The sequence below is a fragment of the Lysinibacillus sp. OL1 genome (assembly GCF_004332175.1).
Taxonomy (GTDB): domain Bacteria; phylum Bacillota; class Bacilli; order Bacillales_A; family Planococcaceae; genus Lysinibacillus; species Lysinibacillus capsici.
Map to the genome: position 1 here is coordinate 37,959 of NZ_SJDS01000019.1, position 20,303 is coordinate 58,261.

Below are 20,303 nucleotides of genomic sequence, written 5' to 3' on the forward strand. Positions count from 1 at the left end.
GGGATTTCTATGGTTAAAGTGATTTATGATTTTAAAAACATTGAAGACTTTGAGAGTTATTTACGACTCCTGATAGAAAATTTAGATAAGTATCTTATCAGGTACAAATCATATCACAGAGAAATTAAAAAGCTGTGTTTAGAAAAATATCAAGAGATTGAACCTGAAGCAAAAGACATAAACTCTGATATACTATTGAAAATGATTATATCTGATAACTACATAGATACAAGGGAAAATTTCTCTCCTATTACATATAAAAAATATGGTAAATATAAAGATATGGTTACTTATGTACAATTAAAAATATTGAATATAATAGGAGATAGGACCAAAGAAGCTGCTTCTTATTATAAATTCAGAGATGCTGTAAAAAAATACAATAATAACTTTGAACCTAAAATATTATTAGATGAATTAACACAAGATATTAATGAAAAGTTAAATGGATGTTACCGTTCTAGGAATTATTTGGCTCATACGGGTGATTCAGTATTTATTTCTCAGATTGAGTATCGACGAAAACAAGCTGAAGAGTGGAAAGAACAAAGTGGTTTAGATTTTGAAAAAATAAAAAAAGATAAAATAATTGTGAATAAATATGATTATGTAGATATTGAATGGCTCTTTGAGTTACTTATTATATATGAGAGAGCTATACCTATTTACATAAGTTTACACCAACAGATGCGCAGAGATTTGAATAAGATAAGCGGAAGGAAGATAGAAATAATGCAATTCCCAAGTAAAACACTACCCTTTGATTTTGCGGTAATTTCTAAACATTCATGGGATATGCAATTCAAATCGAAGAAAAAATAAAAAAGCAGCAAAAAGAGTCTATGCAGATATGTGTAGGCTTTTTATTATGCCTTAAAAGGTGGTGAGAAGACCATGACTATGATTGTATACATGACACTAGTGTTGGACTTAATCATACGTGCGCTATGTGTAATGTTGTTGATTGCTGGTATTGTTCATGTAGTAGTTTCTATTGGAGAGAAAAAGAAAGCAGTTAATGAGCTCACTGTTATATCTAAACGGCTACACATTCTTATGGACATCCCTATTAAGAAGGCTAGAGAGTTCATGAAGGGTAATGATAGTCACAAAGAGTAATACGTGAACCATCATAAACCCAGTGATACCAAGGCTTTGGGTCCTTCCTGGGAGGGTGGGGTTATGCGGGGCTAGCGACGCCCGCGGCTTGCCTATTTTTATTTTAAAAATTTTACTTCGGAACTTCGGAATTGAGGTGAACAAATTGGACGGTTTTAAAGAGGAAAAAGGACGAGTGCTTATTCGTACAAATAAGCTTTGCGAATTGATTGAAATCAGCGACAGAACGCTAACAGATTGGAAGAGGCAAGGGCTGACACAGCATAGTCGTGGGTGGTGGGATCTGCAACATGTTTTGAAATGGCGAGGCGAAATTTATAACGGTGATTCCGAGACGAGTAAGTCTGTAAATCTGCAACAAAAAAAGCTAGAAGCAGAGGTTGCATTCAAAGAATCACAAACAGAGCTTGCACGAATCAAAATGGATATTGCTGAGGGGAAATACATCGAGAAGGAAATTGTTGAAGCTGAACTTACTCGCTTTTTCTTGGTATTTAAAAAATCAGCCATGATGTTGCCTCGCAAATTAATTGGTTTTATCACTGGCTATTTGGATCCTATGGAATTGCGAAAAGTTGAAAAGCAAATTTCAGAGCTAATAAATGATGCATTGAATCAAATGAGTGTGGATGGTGTTTATAATGCCAAGAAAAAGTAAAAATGAATTACCAACCTACTTGAAAAATGCATTACGCCATTTAAAACCTCCTGAGAATTTGACTGTTAGCCAATGGGCTGAAAAATATAGAAAATTAGATCCAAAAACAAGTGCGATTCCTGGTCCATGGCGAAATGAAATGACACCTTATTTAGTGGAGATTATGGATGAATTTAATAATGCAGAGACAGAAGAAATTGTCTTTATTAAACCAACACAAGTTGGTGGAACAGAAGTTTTATTAAATGTTTTAGGCTACGTAGTTATGCAGGATCCTAATCCAGCTATGGTTGTTTATCCAACAGATGATTTAGCCGAATCTGTTTCTGAAAATCGTATTCAACCAATGTTCCAATTATCAGGTGAACTTAAAAGCAAATTCAAAAAAAATGAATCAAGTCGGTTGGAATTACAGTTTGATGGAATGTATCTATCTTTGACAGGTGCGAATTCGCCAGCTTCTTTATCTTCAAAAGCCATGCGGTACTTACTACTGGATGAAGTTGATAAGTATCCTGGTGCTTCTAAAAAAGAAGCCGATCCAATTAAGTTGGCACGTGAACGTACTAAAACTTTTTCAAATAGTAAGGTTTTTATAACGTCTACACCAACTATTAGAACTGGCCATATTGCAAAAGCAAAAGATACAGCAGATGTAGTAAAGCATTTCTTTTTACCTTGCTGTCATTGTGGAGAAATGATTGAGCTTAAATTTAAACAAATAAAATGGCCAAAAGAAGAAGGTATGAGTGAAATCGATCGTGCTGAGTTCGCCCATTATGTATGTCAAGAATGCGGCTGCATCATTACTGATCAGCACAAAATTCAAATGCTGAGGTTAGGGAAATGGGAACCTGTAGAACAGCGTACTAAATTTCCTCGTAAAGTTGCATATTGGATGAATACTTTGTACTCGCCATTTGTAACATTTGGAGCCATTGCAAAAGAATTTTTAACATCAAAGGATGATCCTGAAGCATTTCAAAACTTCGTCAATTCCTGGTTAGCAGAAGTCTGGGAAGATACCAAATTAAAAACTAATGCAGATATGGTTAGGGAACGACAAACTGATATTCCTGAATTTACAGTCCCAGAATGGGCCGAACTATTAACTGCAGGTGTTGATGTCCAGGAAACAAGTTTATACTATACAATTCGAGCTTGGGGAAAATATATGACTTCTCAATTAGTTGCGAAGGGTCAAGTATCAAGTTTCACTGATATTGAAAACATCATGAATGCAGAATTCTATAAAGAGAATGGCGAAAGAATGATAGTAAATGCAGCTGGAATTGATTCAGGGGACCAAACCGATGAGGTGTATGATTTCTGTGCACGAAATAGTGAATGGGCTATACCAATCAAAGGTGTTGGTGATGGACTTCATCACTTCCGCATTAGTATGGTCAATCGAACAACATCATCAGCGCATGGTATGCAGTTAATTCTTATTGATGGCGGTAAATATAAAGACATGATCGCATCACGAATGAAAAAGAAAAACGGTACTGGATCATGGATGGTTTATAAAGGCATTGATGATGACTATGCGGAACAAGTGACAGCTGAACATAAAATTAATGAAAAACGAAGTGGCCGAACCGTTTCTATATGGGTAAAGAAAACTTCCCATGCAGATAACCACTATCTCGATTGTGAGGTCTATGATTTTGCAATGGCGGATGTTTTAGGCGTTAGGACGTTGCATTTATTGCAACAGGAATCACCAGTTGAAGACAATGTAAATTCTGATGCTGAAGAATTTAATAATGATTGGTTGGATGGTAAGAAAAAATGGTTGGGGGTGAATTAATAATGGATAAAGAAAATGCCCCTGTTGTAACAGAGGCTCAAAAAAGAGAAGTAAAACTTGCTTTATTAGCTAATAATACAGCAAACGAACTTTTAAAATATAAACTCACAAAAGATGAATTAAGTTTATTTTTAAAGAGACTACAAATAGTAGATGTGTCAATTAAATAACTAATAGATGCTTAAGGTCGAAATACATTTTTTCTAACTCTTTTAAAAAATTTGTTGGGTGTTGAAAATCATGGTTTCCTTCAAGGGACCATAAAAATTCTCTACTAAATTGGTTGAATTGATAACAGTAATATTCGAATTCTGGAATTTTAAATTCATCTTTATTTTGAAAATAATAAGCCTGTGCATTTTTAATGCTTTGTGAAGCCAGATTAATGAACTGTGTTGAAACAACTTTGTCTGAATGTTTTTCGTATCCTTCTAATGCATCTTTAGAAAACATCAAACACTCATTAGCAGATTGTATAAGGAATTCTTTATTTAATAACTTTGACATATGTAATCACCTCACTTTCAAAGTGATTATAACAAATTTTGGGAAGGAGTTGAGAGGCTATGAGTATTCTAGAGCAATTACAACAAGTAAACAATGCTATTGCTGCCATTGAAATAGGTGGTCAGGAATATCAAATCGGTTCAAGACGGTTGAAGCGTGCTGATTTATCCTTGCTTTATCAGCGACAAAAGGAATTACATGGGCAGTTAGAGGCTGAAAAATCTGATGGTTTTGGCCTGGCCAATACATCTGTCGCTATATTTGATCGAAGGTAGGTGTGTTAATGAATTGGTTAGATAGAACAATTGCTTGGTTATCTCCTGAATCTGCATATAAACGTTTGGGTTATCGAAAAGCTGTTAATGATATGCGTTCATATGACGCAGCTGGGGATGATCATTTAAACGCAGGGTGGCGAGCTGTAAATGCAAAAGCTGAATCTACTGATGGTATGTATCGCGATACAATTCGTGCGAGAAGCCGTGATTTAGAACGAAATAGCGACATTTTAGAAAGTGTTGTCCTGGCATTTGAACGAAATGTCGTTGGCGGAGGCTTTAAGTTGCAAGCGAAAACTGAAAATGAAGATTTGAATACAGCTATAGAATCATTATTCAAATTGTGGTGCCGTCCTAAAAATTGTGATGTTACACAACAACAGAGTTTTTCAGAAATATGTCAAATGCTTGTGCGACGCCAAAAGGTAGACGGTGGGATTATTGTAGTTTTGAGATATATTGATGATGGTGTTGTACCTTTATCATTACAAATCTATGAGGTAGATGATTTAGATACAATGATTCATACAACTACGACAAAAAAGATTGTGAATGGTATTGAATACAATGCCTATAATCGGCCAGTTGCCTATTATCTAAAAAAATATGATGCATATGGAAACTATATCGGTACATCTGAGCGAATTGACGCTAAAGATGTGCTTTTTTTATTCAAGAAAAAACGTCCTAGTCAGTTACGGGAAATGAGTGAATTATCGTCTACGCTCCCACGTGTACGCGACATGAATCAATTTATGGAAGCTGTATCTGTAAAAGAACGTGTTGCAGCATTGTTAGCGGTTTTAATAAAGCGAATAACGCCTACTAATGGTGGAGGTCTTGGACGAGGAACTGGCCAACCTGATAAACGGACTGGATATGCAGGAAAAATGCTTAGTCCAGGTATGATGATGGAATTGAATCCAGGGGACGATGTTCATGTTGTTCAGCCTCCAGCACAGGCCGCTAACTCAGCCGAATTTATTCGTTTACAACAGCGCCTTTCAGGTTCGGCTCAAGGCATTTCCTATGAAGTTGCAGCACGTGATATGTCACAAGTCAACTATTCATCAGCTCGCCAAGGGCTATTAGAGGACCAAAAAACATATTTGATGCAACAACTATATTTAATTGACCACTTTTTTATTCCTGTATATGAAGCTTTCGTTGAATCAGCTGTTTTGGCTGGAAAGATCAGTATTAAAGACTTTTATACAAAAAAAGAGAGCTACCTACAGCATGAATGGATTGCACCAGGTATGAAATGGATTGATCCTCTTAAAGAAGCAAATGCAAATAAAATAGCGCTGGAAACAAATCAAACGACACTTGCAGAGATTGCAGGAAATACAGGGAATGATTGGCGTGAAATCATTGATCAGCGAGCACGTGAAATCGAATATATGAAAGAAAAGGGGGTGATAAATAGTGAATCCGCAACAAAATCAGAAGAAATCGACAAACTCATTGAGGAAACAGATGACGAAAAACCAGAAGATGAATCGTGATTTATCTTTTGATATTCGCTCATTAGATGACGAAAAACGGACATTTGAGCTGTCTTTTTCATCAGAAGAACCATATCAACGTTGGTTTGGTCCTGAAATTCTCTCACATGAACCAGGTGCAATTGATTTAAGTCGATTAAATGAAATTGGCGTTCTTTTATATAACCATAATCGTGACAAAGTAATTGGCCGTATCGATAAAGCGTGGACAAAGGATAATCGAGCTTATGCGCAAGTTACCTTTGATGAAGATGATGAATCCGATGTGATTTATCAAAAAGTAAAGTCACAAACGTTGAAAGCTGTGTCGGTTGGTTATCAAGTTGAATCGTGGGAAGAAGTTGCACCTGGTAAAACATCTGCAAATGGACGCCATGTTGGACCATGTAGTGTCGCTTTAAAGTGGCAACCATACGAAATTAGCATCGTATCTGTGCCTGCAGATGCATCAGTAGGAGTGGGTCGAGATATGGAAGATGAATTTGAGCAAGAAATACAAGAAAAAGGCGACTATTCGTATTATGAACGCCAAATTTTACTTAATGAAAACCTATTTGGAGGGATAAAATAATGAATTTATTACAAATGTTAGCACGTCAAAAGGCGATTGTTGATGCTGCAAAAGCAGAGGGAAATCGTGCATTATCAGTTGAAGAAAAGCGAGAATTTGATGAATTACAAAGTAAAATTGATGCTCTCCATGCACAAGGTGATCCAAATGAGCCAACACCAGCACCAGTAGATAACTCGGAGCGTGCACTTGCAGCCGAACGTCAACGTGCTCTTGGAATTACATCACTTTGCCGAGATTTTGGTTTAAACGCTGAGGAATATATTAAAGATGGCCATTCAATTGACCAAGTTCGTCAATTCATATTAGAAAAGCAAATTAAAGATCGTGCGCCACAACCTTCAGGTATTCAAATGGGGAAAGATGAGCGTGATAAATTCCGTGATGCAGCTGCAGATGGACTAGCTTTACGTGTTGGAATGAACGTTGAAAAGCCGAATGATGGCGCTGGAGAATTACGTAATTTATCATTACGTGAATTAGCAAAAGAATCACTGATTATCGAAGGTGTAAATAACGCTTATCGATTAAGTGATGATGAACTTTTACGTCAACATTTAACACCAACGTCTCTATTTACAAATATTATCGATCAAACAGCTCGTAATGTATTCCAACAAGCATATACAGACGCAGCTACAACATATCAACATTGGACACGCCGTGGTACATTAACTGATTTCCGTCCAACTAAAACATATCAAGTTGGCACTGCAGGTGAACTTTTACTAGTATCAGAGAATGGCGAATTAAAACATGATGATCCTAATGGCGTTGAAGGACCAACTCGTCAATTATTAACTTATGGTCGTCAATTCTCTATGTCACGCCAGGCGTTTATCAATGATGATGTAAGTTTTATTGAAACTATTCCTGCACTTTATGCTCAATCAGCACGACTTGGTATTAACCGTTTGGTTTATCAAACATTAGCTAAAAACCCAGCAATTTGGGATGGTAAGACACTTTTCCATGCAGATCATAAGAATGTTATGGCCACAGGCGGAGCACCATCGGTTGATACATTGTCACAAGCACGTCAGCTATTAAGAAAACAAACGGCTGCAGGTGGCGATGTGAAGTTAAATATTCCTGCACGATTCATGTTAGTACCAACTTCACTTGAAACAAAGGCAGGTCAATTAATTGGTTCAACTGTGGATCCATCACAAGCGAATCCTAATATTCCAAACCCATTCTATAATCAATTTACAATCGTTTCAGATGCAGAGCTTGATGATGCAAGTGTAAATGGCGAATTAGAATGGTATGTAACATCAGATATTTTACGTTCACCAATTCAAGTTGATTTCCTAAATGGGAAAGATATGCCGACGATTGTAATGAAACAAGCACCAGCTGGCCAATTAGGTTTCCTATGGGACATTTATATGGATTATGGTGTAACAGTTGTAGATTATCAAACAGTAGTTAAAAACAACGGTAAATAAGGAAGGGGTTAAGACAAAATGGCGCAAGCAAAATATGTACAACGTGGCGAAACAATTGATTTTATTAATAACACTAGTGCGGACATTGTAGCAGGCGAAGTTATCTCCTTATCCAACCGCATTGGTGTTGCAGCTACTGCAATTCCTGTGGGTACAAAAGGAGCTATCAATGTAATGGGTGTGTATGATTTACCTGCCCTTACTACAGAAGCATTTACAATTGGCCAAACTGTTTATTTTAAAGATGGCAAGGTACAAGCTACCGAAACAGATGCTACACCTGCAGGTTGGATTATTGAGCCAAAATCACAAGCTGGAACTATTGCCCGAGTAAAAATCGATTAGTGGAGGTAATGATATGGCCATTATTTTAGAGTCAATCACTCACGTATGGTTCGCTGGACGAATGATTCCGCCAGGTGAAGTTTTTTCAGCAGATGATGCCTTTGCTACTAAATTAATCGAGGGTGGTTCTGCTAAAGTAGCAAATGCAGTAGATAGTAAGGATGAACAACCAAAAAGTCGCCGCGTGAAAAAAGTAGATGATGATCATGAATAAGACTTTTAAAGGTTTTTTATTACAAGATGTAAATAATGTTTTTGCTAATCAAGATGAATTTGCTGAGAAGGCGATTGTCGAAGGTGTAGAAATGGATATAGTGCTAGATACTGACATGATTTCACCAGCTGATAAGAAATACCAGGTTGCGGCTTATGATGTCGTATTCCATGTTGCAAGCTCATATTTCGAAGAAATTCCACAAGCTGAAAAGTTGATGAATTTCAATGGTCGTGACTACATGATTGAAAGTGTGAGCAACGATATGGGCATGTTAAAAATCACCTTATCGAGGAATAACTCATGAGCATGCGTGTGGTAATTGATGAGTCAGAATTACAAAGTGTTCGGCAACGACTAGGTGAACTACAACACAAAGCACCAAATGTTATTGCCAATGCTTTAAATCGATCAGTATCTAACATCAAAGCCAATGTTCCAAAGGAAGTTCGAAAAGATTATCATGCTAAAGCAGCCGATATTAAAGCAACTCTTAAAGTTTTTAAAGCCAGTGCCTCTAAATTACAAGCTGAAGTAAAATCAAGTGGTAAAACATTAGGCCTGGATAAGTTTAAAGTTTCACCTAAGACGGTTAATCCCAAACGTAAAAGCCAACTTAAAGTTGCTGTCAAGAAAGGTGGAACCAAACAAATTTTAGGCGCATTTATTGCTAATATAAATGGGACAAAAGTGTTTAAAAGAGATGGGATCGGTCGATTGCCAATTAGTCGTTTAATGGGTCCATCTGTACCACAAATGATTGGTAATGAATCTACAGTTAATAAGATTAATCAAGATGCTTATATAACGTATGAAACTCGTACTAATCATGAAATTAATCGCTTGTTAAGTAGATTGGGGGCTAATTAGTTGTCAACAGCATTAGATTTAATGGATGGGTTAGTTGAACGTTTAAAAGATATATTAGAAGATTTCCCGATAAAACTAGCAGATTCTACACCAATAAAATTCAATATTTATCGGCATAAAGTGCCTGAACAATTGAATAATAGAGTGAAGATCAAAGGATCAAAGGAAACGCAGGAAGATGTGTTTCCTTTTTGTGTGGTTAAAATCGACACTTTTTCAAAAGAAGAAAATGTTTCAAATCAAGAAACTGCTGTAAATGTATTTATCGGTGTCAAAAATGACGGATACGAAGGTCAAGGTTATGACGATGTACTATCTTGCATGCAACATATTTGGAATGATCTAAATAAAAACCCTGTTGTAGCGAGTTTTTTCAAAATCAAGTATGAGCTCGATTGCGCTTTGAATGAAGATGATGCTGAAACACATCCATACTACTATGGAATAATGCGTCTACGCTTTGAAAGTCCATCGATGCAATTTGTAGGAGGGGATTAACGTGGCAAACGAACGAATTAAAGAAGAAGCGAAAGCGACAACAGAGCAAGTTGCTGATGCAATTGAATCAGCTTTACCAACAGCAGCTGAAGAAAAGATTGCAATTCATAAAGAAACAGTTTCACAAAAAATATACGTGGGTCCCAATTTATTAGGGCTACCCAAATATACAGTGGTCGAATCTATCGAAGTACCACATATTCAATCCTTCATTAAGGAATGTCCAGAAATCGAAAAACTGTTTGTCGCCATTGATGAAATGGCAGAAACAGAGGCCCGTGTAACACAAAAAGGTACTTTGGAACATCGTTATCACAACAAAGTAGCCGAATTTAGAGTTGGAAAGGGTGAATCATAATGGCATATAAACATGGGGTATACGGCTATGAGTTGCCAACATCTATAGTGCCTCCTTTAGTGTCTACAGCAGGTCTTACCGTGGTTTTTGGTACGGCACCAATACATTTGTTAAACGAACCCGAAAAGGCTGTAAATCGTGCAGAGTTAGCTTACACGTACAGTGAAGCAGTAAAAAAAATGGGATATAGTGCTGACTTTGATAAATATACAATTTGCGAGGCTATTAGCTCTCATTTTGCATTATTTGCAATAGCACCACTTGTAATGATAAATGTATTAGATCCAGAAAAACATGCTGTTGCTGGTTCTGAAACTGTGAAAATTACAAAAGGTGAAGGCGTTTTTGAAGCAGACGGTGTACTAAAAGCAACAGTCGTTGTGAAAAATGGCTCCAATCCTATTGATAAAAAAGATTATGAATTGGAGTTTGATGACGAAGGAAAGCTTCACATCTATACAAGTAATGATGGTGAAGTAAACGTAGAATTTGAACGACTAGATCCTTCATTAGTGGCAGCTGCTGATATTGTAGGTGGCGTATCATTAGATGGATCATACAAGGGTATTGAATTAGTAAATACAGTATTCCCTCGTTTCCGTGAAGTTCCTGGCATCCTAATTGCACCGAAATTCTCAACGAACCCATTAGTTGCAGCTGTACTAAAGGCAAAATCAAAAAATATTAATGGTTTGTTCCAAGCTAAAGCATTTGTGGATGTTCCAACAACAGAAGTACGTGATTATACTGCAGTTCCCGAATACAAAAATATGAATAATTTAGATGATCCCAACATGGAAGTCTTTTGGCCAAAATGTTCTCTTGACGGCATTCAGTATCATAAATCTACTCAAGCGGCGAGTTTGTTTAACTTAATTGATGCTCAAAACGAAGGCTACCCATATCACGAAGCCTCAAATAATAATTTACAAATGGATGCAGCTGTCTTAGAAGATGGGACAGAAATTTTACTAGGCTTAGAACAAGCCAACTATCTGAATGGTCAAGGAATTGTTACTTCACTCAATTTCATTGGTGGTTGGAAACTTTGGGGGCATCGTACAAGTTGCTATCCAGGTAATACAGATCCGAAAGACACGTTTATTTCTGTCAGACGTGTCTTTATTTATGAGATGAATCAGTTTATCTTGTCATATTGGCAAAAGGTAGATAAGCCTGGTAATCGAAAATTAATCGATAATGTTGTAGATAGTAAAAATATTGATTTAAACGGCAAGGCTGCACGTCAATTTATTTTAGGTGGTCGAATTGAATTTTTACGTGAAGAAAATCCACTGACTGAATTAATTGATGGTACTTATGCATTTCATTTGTTCCTTACGCCAGCTACACCAGGCCGTCAATTAAAAGCATTGTTTGAATTTGATCCAACGTATTTCGAAACGTTATTTGCATAGGGGGGATAATCAATGAAAAAGACTGATCAAATTTTAACTAACTTTACAGCTTGGGAGGATGCAGTAAATTGGTTAGGTGTAGTTGATGTAGAATTGCCAAATTTCGAACCATTAACGGAAACATTGAAAGGTGCAGGTATTGCAGGGGAATCTACAGCACCTGTAATTGGCCATTTTGGTTCACAGACAACAAAGCTAACGTGGCGCACACTTTCATCTGATGCAACAAAATTAGCAGAACCGAAAGTACATGCGCTGGATTTTCGTGGCAACCAACAAATATTTGACCCATTGAAAGGGTACATTCATCAAGAAGTTGTTGTAAAAACACGTTGTGTACCAACTAACTTAACACCTGGTAAATTTGCGGTTGCCTCCGCAACAGAAACCGCAAATGAATTTGAAGTACATTACGTCAAAATTTTAATTGATGGTAAAGAAAGAATAGAGTTTGATAAATTTAACTTCGTGTACAAAGTAAATGGCAAAGACATGATGGAAGAAGTACGTAAAAACTTAGGATTATAGGGGGTTAAGGAATTATGGAAACAACTAATGTAGAAGTGGTAGACAACAAAGCTTTAGAAACACGTATTGATTTAAAACGGCCTATTGTTTTTGAGAATGAGACAATCTCTCAAATTAATTTAGATTTTGAAAGTTTAACAGGTGAAGATATTGAGAAAGCCGAAGCCCAATTTAACGCGGAAAATCCACAAAACTCGATGATCATGGTAAAGGAAATGTCTAAACCATTTTTGGCCATTGTGGCTTCAAAGGCAGCTAAAGTTAATGTGTCTTTAATTCGTAAATTATCAGCACCAGACTACGCGAAAGTAACGACTCGTTGCTCGCTTTTTTTATTAGGTGGCAAATAGCCAAAGAGCCTGCTCAAAGTATTCGACTGATTTGTATTTACTGCGCTGTGCGTAGTGAAACATCAGTCGATTTTTATTTGAAGCTATCAATAAGAAGGCTATTTAGCTGGTATGAAACTATACAATTTATTGAAAAGTCTAAGGAGTGAGGTGAAAGTTAGTGTCAGGTAGAGTATTTGATATTGCATTTAGGCTTGGAGCTGAACTAACGAGTAGCTTTGCGAGTACGTTTAACAATGCGAATGGCATGATGAAAATGTTAGGAGGTGCCGCAGCTGCTCTTGGTGGCGCGGCTGCTCTTACTAATGCCATTTCACAAGTAGCTGATATGAGCCAAGAATTGGCGAATTTATCAGCTCAAACAGGCTTAATTGGTGACGATTTCGAAGATCTAAAAGGAACTGCAGAGAATCTATTTCGCAATAACTATGGAGATTCTTTTGAAGAAGTTACTGATGCATTGGCCAAGGTCAAACAGAACATGCATGAATTGAGTGATGCCGATTTAGAGCAATTCACTGGTGAGGCTTTATCATTTGCCAAAACTTTTGACGAAGATATAAATGAAGTAACTAGAGCTGCTAACAATATGATGAGTAGCTTTGGTGTTAATTCAGCAACAGCTATGGACCTTTTTGCTGCAGGCGCGCAAAGAGGTCTTAATTTTTCTGATGAAATGCTCGATAACGTTGCTGAATACGCACCACTTTTCGGTGAGATGGGTTATAGTGCTGAAGAATATTTTGGCATCATGGAACGTGGGGCCAAGGCAGGTGTTTACAATTTAGATTATGTAAACGATGTAATGAAAGAATTCCAGATTCGTGTCAAAGATGGTTCGAAGTCAACTGACGAAACATTTTCGGCCATGAGTAAATCAACATTTGACCTTTGGGAGTCATTCAACAGGGGCGAAGCAAGCGTAGCTGATGTTGCAAGCGCTGTGACAAAAGAGCTCCAAGGCATGGATGACCAAGTCACAGCCAACCAATTAGCTGTTGCGCTTTTTGGGACAAAATGGGAAGATTTAGAGTCTACAGCTATGTATGCCATGCTAGGATCTACTGATGCCATGGAAAGTTTTGAGGGTGCTATGGAAACAGTAAACCAAATACAGTTTAGTTCTTTTAATGCGGCCATTCGAGGAATTGGGCGCATTTTATTTATGGATTTGGTGTATCCAATAGGAGATGCTGTGCTTCCATATCTCAATATGTTCGCTCAATACTTAAAGGACAGGCTACCTACTGCTGTATCAAGGCTCAAAATGGTGCTCACTGTTATAGGACCGATTGTATTAGGTTTAGTTGGTGCTTTTGCGGCTTATAAGGTAGGTTTATCAGCTGTTGTTGCCTATCAAAAGATATATAATGGCATTCAAAAAGCAAGCACTGCTTTAATGGCTGCACATCGTACAGCTATGTTGGCCTCTACTTTTGCAGGTGGAGGATTTAAAGGAATGCTTGCAGCTGTATCCAGTGGAATGCGTGCGTTTAATGCAGCCATGTTAGCCAATCCTGTTGTGCTTATCGTTGCAGGATTAGCCGCATTAGGCGCTGGTTTATATTTTGCTTATCAGAAGTCGGAAACATTTAGAAACGCCATATCGCCATTGCTAGCGCTGTTAAAAGAGACGTTCATAAATGGTGTATCTGCTATAGGTTCAACTGTTATGAGCTACCTTCCAGTAATTATGGAGGCATTTTCTTCTTTAGGCGGAGCTATAATGTCAATCGCAACTGCAGCAATTCCCATCTTATCAACCATTATTCAATCTGTATTTCCGATTATAGTTTCTGTAATTCAAACAGCAGTTCCAGTAATTGCTATGCTGATACAAGGAATCGCACTGATTTTCACAAATTTTGTAGTCCCTGCTTTATCTAGTTTTTTACAAATTGTACAATTTGTCTTTCCATATGTTCAAATGATAATTCAAAATGCTATAGCAATCGTAAATGGAATTATACAAGCAGGGATGGCCCTTTTGCGTGGCGATTGGGATGGTGCTTGGAGTGCAATTCTATCAACTGCACAAACAATAATGAATAATATCATTTCATTCTTCCAAGGAATTAATCTGTATGATGTTGGGATAGCAATTATCAATGGATTAATCAACGGTATTAAATCCATGGGTGGGGCTGTTTTAGGCGCGATAGGTGATTTAGTACCTAAACCTTTGAAAAGCGCAGCTAGTAAGTTTTTAGGGGCGCTCCCTGGCTTTGCTGAAGGTGGTATCGTTGGTAATCCAACATTAGCATGGATTGGTGAGGGCGGTGACACAGAGTCTGTAATCCCTTGGAATAATAGTCAACGAAGCAGAGACTTGTGGTTACAAACAGGCCAAGCACTTGGTATGTTGAACAATGATGGAATGCTTGCGGATCTGCAAAAACAAACTGCTCCAGATGCATCGATTATTGATCCAAAACAGGTAGCTAACACTAATAATGGTGGAGGAATTGTCTTACATTATGCTCCGCAATACAGTGTCCAACGACCAGAGGATTTAGATCAGGTGAAACAACATGCTGATACAGATAAAGACGACTTAGAAGCACGTCTAGCTGAGATTGCACGTAACGAAAGGAGGAAATCGTTTGGTGACTAGCACGAACACATACACAACTATTTCAGGTGACGAGTGGGATGGAATTTGTTTCAAACATTATGGTGAAAATGGTGAGATGTTATTAGATAAAGTCATGTATGCGAATCCTTCACATATGAAAACAGTCGTTTTTTCGGCAGGCATTGTACTTAACATGCCTGCTTTTAATTTAGAGGAAAAACAAAGTGTAGATGATCTACCACCTTGGATGAGGTGATGTCTAATGACAAATACAAGGCGTGCCATTGCTAACATTTCGTACATGGGCGTAAATATTACACAAGATATTGCCCCCTATTTGAAGTCCTTCACATTTAATGACAACGAGGGAGAAAGTGACGATATTTCCATCGATCTTGAAGATCGTGAACGAAAGTGGCAGGGGCCATGGCTACCACAAAAAGGCGACAAAATTAGTGCTTCGATAGAATTGCGTAATTGGTACAAGGAAGGTGCAAGGGCCAAGTTAAATTGTGGTACATTTTTTGTCGATGAGGTCAGTTTTAAAGGACCACCTGACAGTGTTTCGATTAAGGCTTTATCTGTCCCTTTTACCAAAGGTGGTAAGGATACAAAGAAAACAAAAGCCTGGGAGAATACGACACTACAAAACATATTAACAGACGTTGCAAAAGAAGCAGGCTTGAAATTGGTATATGATGCACCAACATTTTTATATGATCGTGTGGAACAAGATAAAAAAACACCACTTGCGTTTGCAAAGTCTTTAGCAAAGCGCGAAGGATTGGCAACAAAGGTTACAAAAGAGCAACTAGTTGTTTATGATGAACTGCAGTACGAAAAGAAAGCTGAAGTGCGGACGATTACACGTGGTGAAGGTGATGTAATAAGTTATGACTTCAAGGTAACAGCTGCTGAAGAACAATATTCAAAAGTTGAATTGTCGTACTTCGATAGTAAAACAAAGAAAAATATCAAGTATACGTATAATGTTCCTGGTGTAAAAGATGGTCCTACTTTAAAAGTTAACAAGCGAGCTAAAAATATTGATGAAGCAAAACGTTGGGCGCAAAAAGAAGCACGCAACAAAAACAAAGGATCTAAAAGTGGGAAAATTACGTTGATGGGTCATGAAAAGATGGTTCAAGGTGTAACTGTAAACATTAAGAACTTTGGAGCCTTTGACGGAAAATATTTCATTGAATCCTCAAGTCATAACGTCACAGGTGGCTATACAACAAACATCAACTTACGGGAGGTGCTTAGTTATTGAGTAAAGGTGGAATGGAAAATACACCGTTTGAAGCTATTCGAAAAGGACTTGTATCTTCCGTAAATCGAGAAAATTGTACAGCGCAAGTTTATTTTCCTGATATGGATGAAAAAGTGTCATTCGATTTGCCAGTTATGCAAAAAAATACTCTAAACACGAAGTATTACTGGATGCCTGAACCAAATGAACAAGTTATTTGTGCATTCTTTGCAAACGGTGCACAAGATGGTGTAGTGCTTGGAGCTATTTATTCAGAAGCAGATACAGTCCCCAAGGAATTTTTAGAATCAGATAATTGTGATGGCATTCTTTTTCCTGATGGCACATTGATACGTTACGATGTAACAAATCATAAATTAACAATTGATATTAAAGGTAAAATTGAAATAATAGATGAAAATGGTCCCATTAGTATTAATAGTTCGGGGTGATATAGATGATTGCTGTATGGGGTGACGTAGTATTCACGGTATCAGAGAAAAAAATTAATACATTTGATGATTTTAAACGTACCGAAACAGCGCGTTGGTCAAAGCATGACATTCATGGTAAAAAACAAAAATCTGAATTTATTGGAATTGAGGCAGGAAAAGTGTCGTTTACCATGCATTTTTCAGCTTTTCATGGAGTTAATCCAATTGTGGAATTAGATAAATTCATCAAATATGTCAGAAGTGGAGTGGCGCATACATTAATAATTGGTACAAAACGTGTGGGCGTTGGTAAATGGTACATGCCTGGGACAGATCAATCTTGGGATCATATTGATAATCGTGGGAACATTTTAACAGCAGGTTTAAATGTAACAATGGAGGAATATGTATGACGCGACAATATACGTTAACTTATAATCCATCAGTTATAAACTTTCGCCCTGAAAGTGTGCTGGAAGAAATATTTCAAAATATCAATACAATTTTAGGAACGTACAAATTCAGCGTTCCTTTGTTTCGAGGGTTTGGTCTTGAAGCTGAATTCGTCGATAAACCTATGAGTATTTTACACCCACTTTTTGTACGCGAAGTGGTGGAAACTGTAGAAAAATATGAACCACGTGTCATTGTAGAAGAAGTGAAAATGACAGCTGAAATGGATGGCATAGCTTATCCAATTATTATTTTCAGCTTAAAAAATGGGGTGAATGTATGACGCAAGTTGTATTGCCTGAAATTATTTTTTTAGAAACAGATGCACAAAAAATGGTTACTGATATTATATCAACTTATGAAAATTTAGAAGGTAGAAAACTTGCACAAGCCGATCCATTGAGGCTTATTTTTTTATCCTGTGCATCTGTGATTACCAAACAAAATGTGGCGATAAATGACGCAGCAAAACAAAATTTACTTTATTATGCACGTGGAAATGTATTAGTCCATAAGGGTGCTGAATCAGATACGCCTAAAATGGAAGCGACAGCTGCTAAGACAACACTAAGAATACATCGTACCGTTTCAGAACCACTTAGATCATCAATACTCATAAAAAAAGGTGATTTATTAGCTACTTCAAGCGAAGGGGCTATTTTTTTTGCTTCAACACATGACGTAGTTATTGAACGAGGCGATTGGTTTATTGATGTTCAGTTAGAATGTACAACCAAAGGGCCTGAAGGTAACGATTTCGCTATTGGAGAAATCAATAGCTTAGTGAAGCCATTGCCGTATGTAAACAAAGTTGAAAATATTACAGTTTCAGCAGGTGGATCACTTGAAGAAGATGAGGAATCATACCGAAATCGTATTTATTTAGCACCTGAGAGGCTCTCTAATGCAGGTCCTACAGGTGCTTATGAGTATTATGCAAAATCAGCATCACCATTGATTAGTGACATTTTTGTAGATTCTCCACAACCTGGTTATGTAAATATTAGTGTTTTATTAAAAAACGGAGAATTACCTTCAGAAGAAATTATTCAATTAATTTATGAAAAAGTGAATGCTAGGGATGTACGGCCATTAACAGATTTTATTACTGTAAGTGCTCCTGAGATAATTACTTATGACTTAGATGTTGTCTATTACATTGAAACAAATGCAGTAGATAAAAATCTTATACATCAAAATGTTGAAAAAGCTATAGCAGATTACGAGAAATGGCAATCCTCAAAGATAGGCCGAGACATAAATCCGTCAAAATTAATTAGTGATTGCATTAAGGCTGGTGCAAAGCGAGTTGATGTAAGAACACCAATTTTTATAGCGATTAATAAAGGACAAGTAGCTGTGATTGAGAATAAAACAGTAACGTTTGGGGGCCTTGAAGATGATTGAGTTAAAAGAAAATACTCTTTTGCGTGAGATTCCAAATAACTTGCTCCATGATGAAAAGGTTGTAAATTTCGCAAAAGCATTGCAACAACCGTTGGATGAAATGTTGGATTGGGCTTTTAAAATTAACTACACATTACATTTAGATAAATTAGATGATGCAGTGTTAGACCATTTGTTGTGGGAGAAACACATTAGCTGGAATGAAGGATTGTCGTTGGCTGTTACACGCCAACAAAAAATCAATCTTATTCAAACAGCTATCAATACACACCGACGCAAAGGAACACCTGCAGCAATTGAACAGGTCCTTGAAGCGTTAAATTTGCCTGGTGATGTGATTGAATGGTTTCAATACGAAGGTGAACCATTTCATTTTAAAGTTGAGGTAACTACCACAAACATTACTAGCAAAACTTTATTATTACTTAGGCAACTAGTAAACGAATATAAAAACACAAGATCATGGCTTGATTTTGTGGCTGTAAAGTTGCCCAAAACTGAGTATATCGAAATTGAGTCTAGCAAGTCACATTATCCAGTTTACTTGCCTATTTGCGGTGAGATTTATTGCGAAGGTATACCAGGTGCAGGCACAAAAAAATCAATTGAAATTGAATCGAAAAACTACACGTATCCAGTTTATACACCGATATGTGGCGAAATTTATCCAAATGGGGTGATAGACACATGGTAACACGTATTTTATTAGACCGAACATATGAATTTTGGAGAGACATGATGAAAAAGGCTGTTGTGACAATAGACGGCCAAGATGTGATCAAATCATTCCATTCGCAGGAGATTGTAGGAGACACAATAAAGACTTATGTGTACTTAGATGATGGTCATGGCCATGTAACTAACGCAAAATTAGTTGATGCTCAAGGAATCGAATTAGATCGATATGAAACATCAATTGAACAAAGCGATGATGGTGTAATGATCATTTTTACACTCACTGGCACGTTGAAAGGGGATCTGCAGACATGAGTTTAGTAGTCTCTAATAAATATGAATTAATATATTGGCGTGATCGTATCTGGAAAATAGGTCCTGATGGCAAATTAATACCGCAAAGGGATGAAAATAATCAGATCATCTATAATCCACTCACTGGACAACCAGAATATGAATATTTAGAATCTGGGACACGTGTGAATGCGAAGCGATTAAATCACATGGATGATGGCATCTTTGCAGCCCATGATTATATTGTAGAGCTCAAAGCAACCATTAGACGTATGCAGATCCAAATGGAACTTGATGGCCGTGTGCCAGGTAATTCAGGAACATTTAGCGATACATTGGATGGCAGCTCAAACAAAATCAGTTTAGATAAAGCCTTAACGGATATTATTGAGCCTGTGGCAGTTGGTACAACTACTTTAAAAGTGGCTAGTGTTGATGGTTTTACACCATTTACGCAAGTCACTATTTTTGATGATACAAATACTGAAGATGTATTAATTACAGCGATTGATGCAAGTACAAAGACTATAACTGTACAAGCTCTTGCATTTTCGTACAAAAAGGGCGCTAAAGTGGCTCGTAGTAATGTGGCGATTGATACAGTAAACGCTGAAATGGGTGTCGGTGATTGGCAAACATACAACGTTGAGTTAGTGGAGGTGGTTTAGGATGGCAGAATGGGAATTAATAGAAGAAACAGCTAGTCCGTATCGTGACACTAATGAAA

The 20,303-nt window shown here is 37.2% G+C and carries 29 protein-coding genes; 28 read left to right on the top strand and 1 reads right to left on the bottom strand.

The features are described from left to right. Positions 1-9 precede the first annotated feature (9 nt). The 5 genes from EW028_RS22645 to EW028_RS25425 all read left to right on the top strand — a co-directional run bounded on the left by EW028_RS22645 (position 10) and on the right by EW028_RS25425 (position 3,760). Positions 10-822, top strand: a complete 813-nt coding sequence (locus tag EW028_RS22645; RefSeq protein ID WP_131522510.1) for a hypothetical protein — start codon at positions 10-12, stop codon at positions 820-822. Between the two features lie 72 nt (positions 823-894). Then, a complete protein-coding gene (locus tag EW028_RS22650; RefSeq protein WP_131522511.1) occupies positions 895-1,119 on the top strand; it encodes a hypothetical protein in 225 nt (74 codons plus the stop codon). 88 nt (positions 1,120-1,207) lie between these two features. Then, positions 1,208-1,777, top strand: a complete 570-nt coding sequence (locus EW028_RS22655; protein ID WP_193767450.1) for a hypothetical protein — start codon at positions 1,208-1,210, stop codon at positions 1,775-1,777. Further along, complete coding sequence (locus EW028_RS22660; protein WP_131522513.1) at positions 1,761-3,590, top strand: phage terminase large subunit family protein; 1,830 nt, start codon at positions 1,761-1,763, stop codon at positions 3,588-3,590. The genes EW028_RS22655 and EW028_RS22660 overlap by 17 nt, the downstream gene beginning before the upstream one ends. A 2-nt stretch (positions 3,591-3,592) precedes the next feature. Continuing rightward, positions 3,593-3,760 carry a hypothetical protein gene (locus tag EW028_RS25425; RefSeq protein ID WP_193767451.1) on the top strand — a complete coding sequence of 56 codons (168 nt, stop codon included), beginning with the start codon at positions 3,593-3,595 and terminating at the stop codon, positions 3,758-3,760. Here the strand turns inward: EW028_RS25425 and EW028_RS22665 are convergent. Then, positions 3,753-4,097 (bottom strand): hypothetical protein, encoded by a 345-nt coding sequence (locus tag EW028_RS22665; protein WP_131522514.1) that lies wholly within the window; start codon positions 4,095-4,097, stop codon positions 3,753-3,755. The two genes, EW028_RS25425 and EW028_RS22665, sit on opposite strands and share 8 nt — an antisense overlap. 59 nt (positions 4,098-4,156) lie before the next feature. On the opposite strand from EW028_RS22665, the gene EW028_RS22670 reads away from it, so the two are divergent. From EW028_RS22670 to EW028_RS22780, 23 genes are all read left to right on the top strand, one after another. Continuing rightward, positions 4,157-4,372, top strand: a complete 216-nt coding sequence (locus tag EW028_RS22670) for a peptidylprolyl isomerase (RefSeq protein WP_131522515.1) — start codon at positions 4,157-4,159, stop codon at positions 4,370-4,372. 8 nt (positions 4,373-4,380) lie between these two features. Continuing rightward, positions 4,381-5,883: a phage portal protein gene (locus tag EW028_RS22675; protein ID WP_131522516.1), complete on the top strand. Its 1,503-nt coding sequence runs from the start codon at positions 4,381-4,383 to the stop codon at positions 5,881-5,883. Next, positions 5,873-6,454: an HK97 family phage prohead protease gene (locus EW028_RS22680; protein ID WP_227745008.1), complete on the top strand. Its 582-nt coding sequence runs from the start codon at positions 5,873-5,875 to the stop codon at positions 6,452-6,454. Before EW028_RS22675 ends, EW028_RS22680 begins: the two co-directional genes overlap by 11 nt. Further along, on the top strand, positions 6,454-7,905 hold the full coding sequence (locus EW028_RS22685; protein WP_131522518.1) for a phage major capsid protein: 1,452 nt from the start codon (positions 6,454-6,456) through the stop codon (positions 7,903-7,905). Before EW028_RS22680 ends, EW028_RS22685 begins: the two co-directional genes overlap by 1 nt. 18 nt (positions 7,906-7,923) lie before the next feature. After that, on the top strand, positions 7,924-8,250 hold the full coding sequence (locus EW028_RS22690; protein ID WP_066036979.1) for a DUF2190 family protein: 327 nt from the start codon (positions 7,924-7,926) through the stop codon (positions 8,248-8,250). 13 nt (positions 8,251-8,263) lie between these two features. Continuing rightward, complete coding sequence (locus EW028_RS22695; RefSeq protein ID WP_131522519.1) at positions 8,264-8,464, top strand: hypothetical protein; 201 nt, start codon at positions 8,264-8,266, stop codon at positions 8,462-8,464. After that, on the top strand, positions 8,457-8,771 hold the full coding sequence (locus EW028_RS22700) for a hypothetical protein (protein ID WP_131522520.1): 315 nt from the start codon (positions 8,457-8,459) through the stop codon (positions 8,769-8,771). The genes EW028_RS22695 and EW028_RS22700 overlap by 8 nt, the downstream gene beginning before the upstream one ends. Before the next feature lie 2 nt (positions 8,772-8,773). Continuing rightward, positions 8,774-9,334: a phage tail protein gene (locus EW028_RS22705; protein WP_193767452.1), complete on the top strand. Its 561-nt coding sequence runs from the start codon at positions 8,774-8,776 to the stop codon at positions 9,332-9,334. After that, positions 9,335-9,832, top strand: coding sequence for a hypothetical protein (locus tag EW028_RS22710; protein ID WP_131522522.1), 498 nt, complete (start codon positions 9,335-9,337; stop codon positions 9,830-9,832). Position 9,833: 1 nt separating this feature from the next. After that, entirely contained in the window at positions 9,834-10,190 is a 357-nt protein-coding gene (locus tag EW028_RS22715) for a hypothetical protein (RefSeq protein ID WP_131522523.1), read from the top strand. Continuing rightward, on the top strand, positions 10,190-11,608 hold the full coding sequence (locus EW028_RS22720) for a phage tail sheath family protein (protein ID WP_131522524.1): 1,419 nt from the start codon (positions 10,190-10,192) through the stop codon (positions 11,606-11,608). The genes EW028_RS22715 and EW028_RS22720 overlap by 1 nt, the downstream gene beginning before the upstream one ends. A gap of 12 nt (positions 11,609-11,620) precedes the next feature. Further along, complete coding sequence (locus EW028_RS22725; RefSeq protein WP_131522525.1) at positions 11,621-12,136, top strand: phage major tail tube protein; 516 nt, start codon at positions 11,621-11,623, stop codon at positions 12,134-12,136. Positions 12,137-12,150: 14 nt separating this feature from the next. Further along, positions 12,151-12,486 (top strand): phage tail assembly protein, encoded by a 336-nt coding sequence (locus EW028_RS22730; protein WP_131522526.1) that lies wholly within the window; start codon positions 12,151-12,153, stop codon positions 12,484-12,486. Positions 12,487-12,646: 160 nt separating this feature from the next. Next, positions 12,647-15,100, top strand: a complete 2,454-nt coding sequence (locus EW028_RS22735; RefSeq protein ID WP_131522527.1) for a phage tail tape measure protein — start codon at positions 12,647-12,649, stop codon at positions 15,098-15,100. Next, positions 15,093-15,317 (top strand): tail protein X, encoded by a 225-nt coding sequence (locus tag EW028_RS22740; protein ID WP_131522537.1) that lies wholly within the window; start codon positions 15,093-15,095, stop codon positions 15,315-15,317. Before EW028_RS22735 ends, EW028_RS22740 begins: the two co-directional genes overlap by 8 nt. A gap of 6 nt (positions 15,318-15,323) precedes the next feature. After that, a complete protein-coding gene (locus EW028_RS22745) occupies positions 15,324-16,334 on the top strand; it encodes a phage late control D family protein (RefSeq protein WP_131522528.1) in 1,011 nt (336 codons plus the stop codon). After that, positions 16,331-16,765 carry a phage baseplate assembly protein V gene (locus EW028_RS22750; protein WP_131522529.1) on the top strand — a complete coding sequence of 145 codons (435 nt, stop codon included), beginning with the start codon at positions 16,331-16,333 and terminating at the stop codon, positions 16,763-16,765. Before EW028_RS22745 ends, EW028_RS22750 begins: the two co-directional genes overlap by 4 nt. Before the next feature lie 5 nt (positions 16,766-16,770). Further along, complete coding sequence (locus tag EW028_RS22755; protein WP_131522530.1) at positions 16,771-17,160, top strand: phage tail protein; 390 nt, start codon at positions 16,771-16,773, stop codon at positions 17,158-17,160. Next, positions 17,157-17,483 carry a GPW/gp25 family protein gene (locus EW028_RS22760; RefSeq protein WP_131522531.1) on the top strand — a complete coding sequence of 109 codons (327 nt, stop codon included), beginning with the start codon at positions 17,157-17,159 and terminating at the stop codon, positions 17,481-17,483. Before EW028_RS22755 ends, EW028_RS22760 begins: the two co-directional genes overlap by 4 nt. Further along, positions 17,480-18,607 (top strand): baseplate assembly protein, encoded by a 1,128-nt coding sequence (locus EW028_RS22765; RefSeq protein WP_131522532.1) that lies wholly within the window; start codon positions 17,480-17,482, stop codon positions 18,605-18,607. Before EW028_RS22760 ends, EW028_RS22765 begins: the two co-directional genes overlap by 4 nt. Continuing rightward, complete coding sequence (locus tag EW028_RS22770; RefSeq protein ID WP_131522533.1) at positions 18,600-19,301, top strand: phage tail protein I; 702 nt, start codon at positions 18,600-18,602, stop codon at positions 19,299-19,301. Before EW028_RS22765 ends, EW028_RS22770 begins: the two co-directional genes overlap by 8 nt. After that, positions 19,295-19,597, top strand: coding sequence for a hypothetical protein (locus EW028_RS22775; RefSeq protein WP_131522534.1), 303 nt, complete (start codon positions 19,295-19,297; stop codon positions 19,595-19,597). The genes EW028_RS22770 and EW028_RS22775 overlap by 7 nt, the downstream gene beginning before the upstream one ends. Beyond that, complete coding sequence (locus tag EW028_RS22780) at positions 19,594-20,244, top strand: hypothetical protein (RefSeq protein ID WP_131522535.1); 651 nt, start codon at positions 19,594-19,596, stop codon at positions 20,242-20,244. The genes EW028_RS22775 and EW028_RS22780 overlap by 4 nt, the downstream gene beginning before the upstream one ends. Positions 20,245-20,303: the final 59 nt, after the last annotated feature.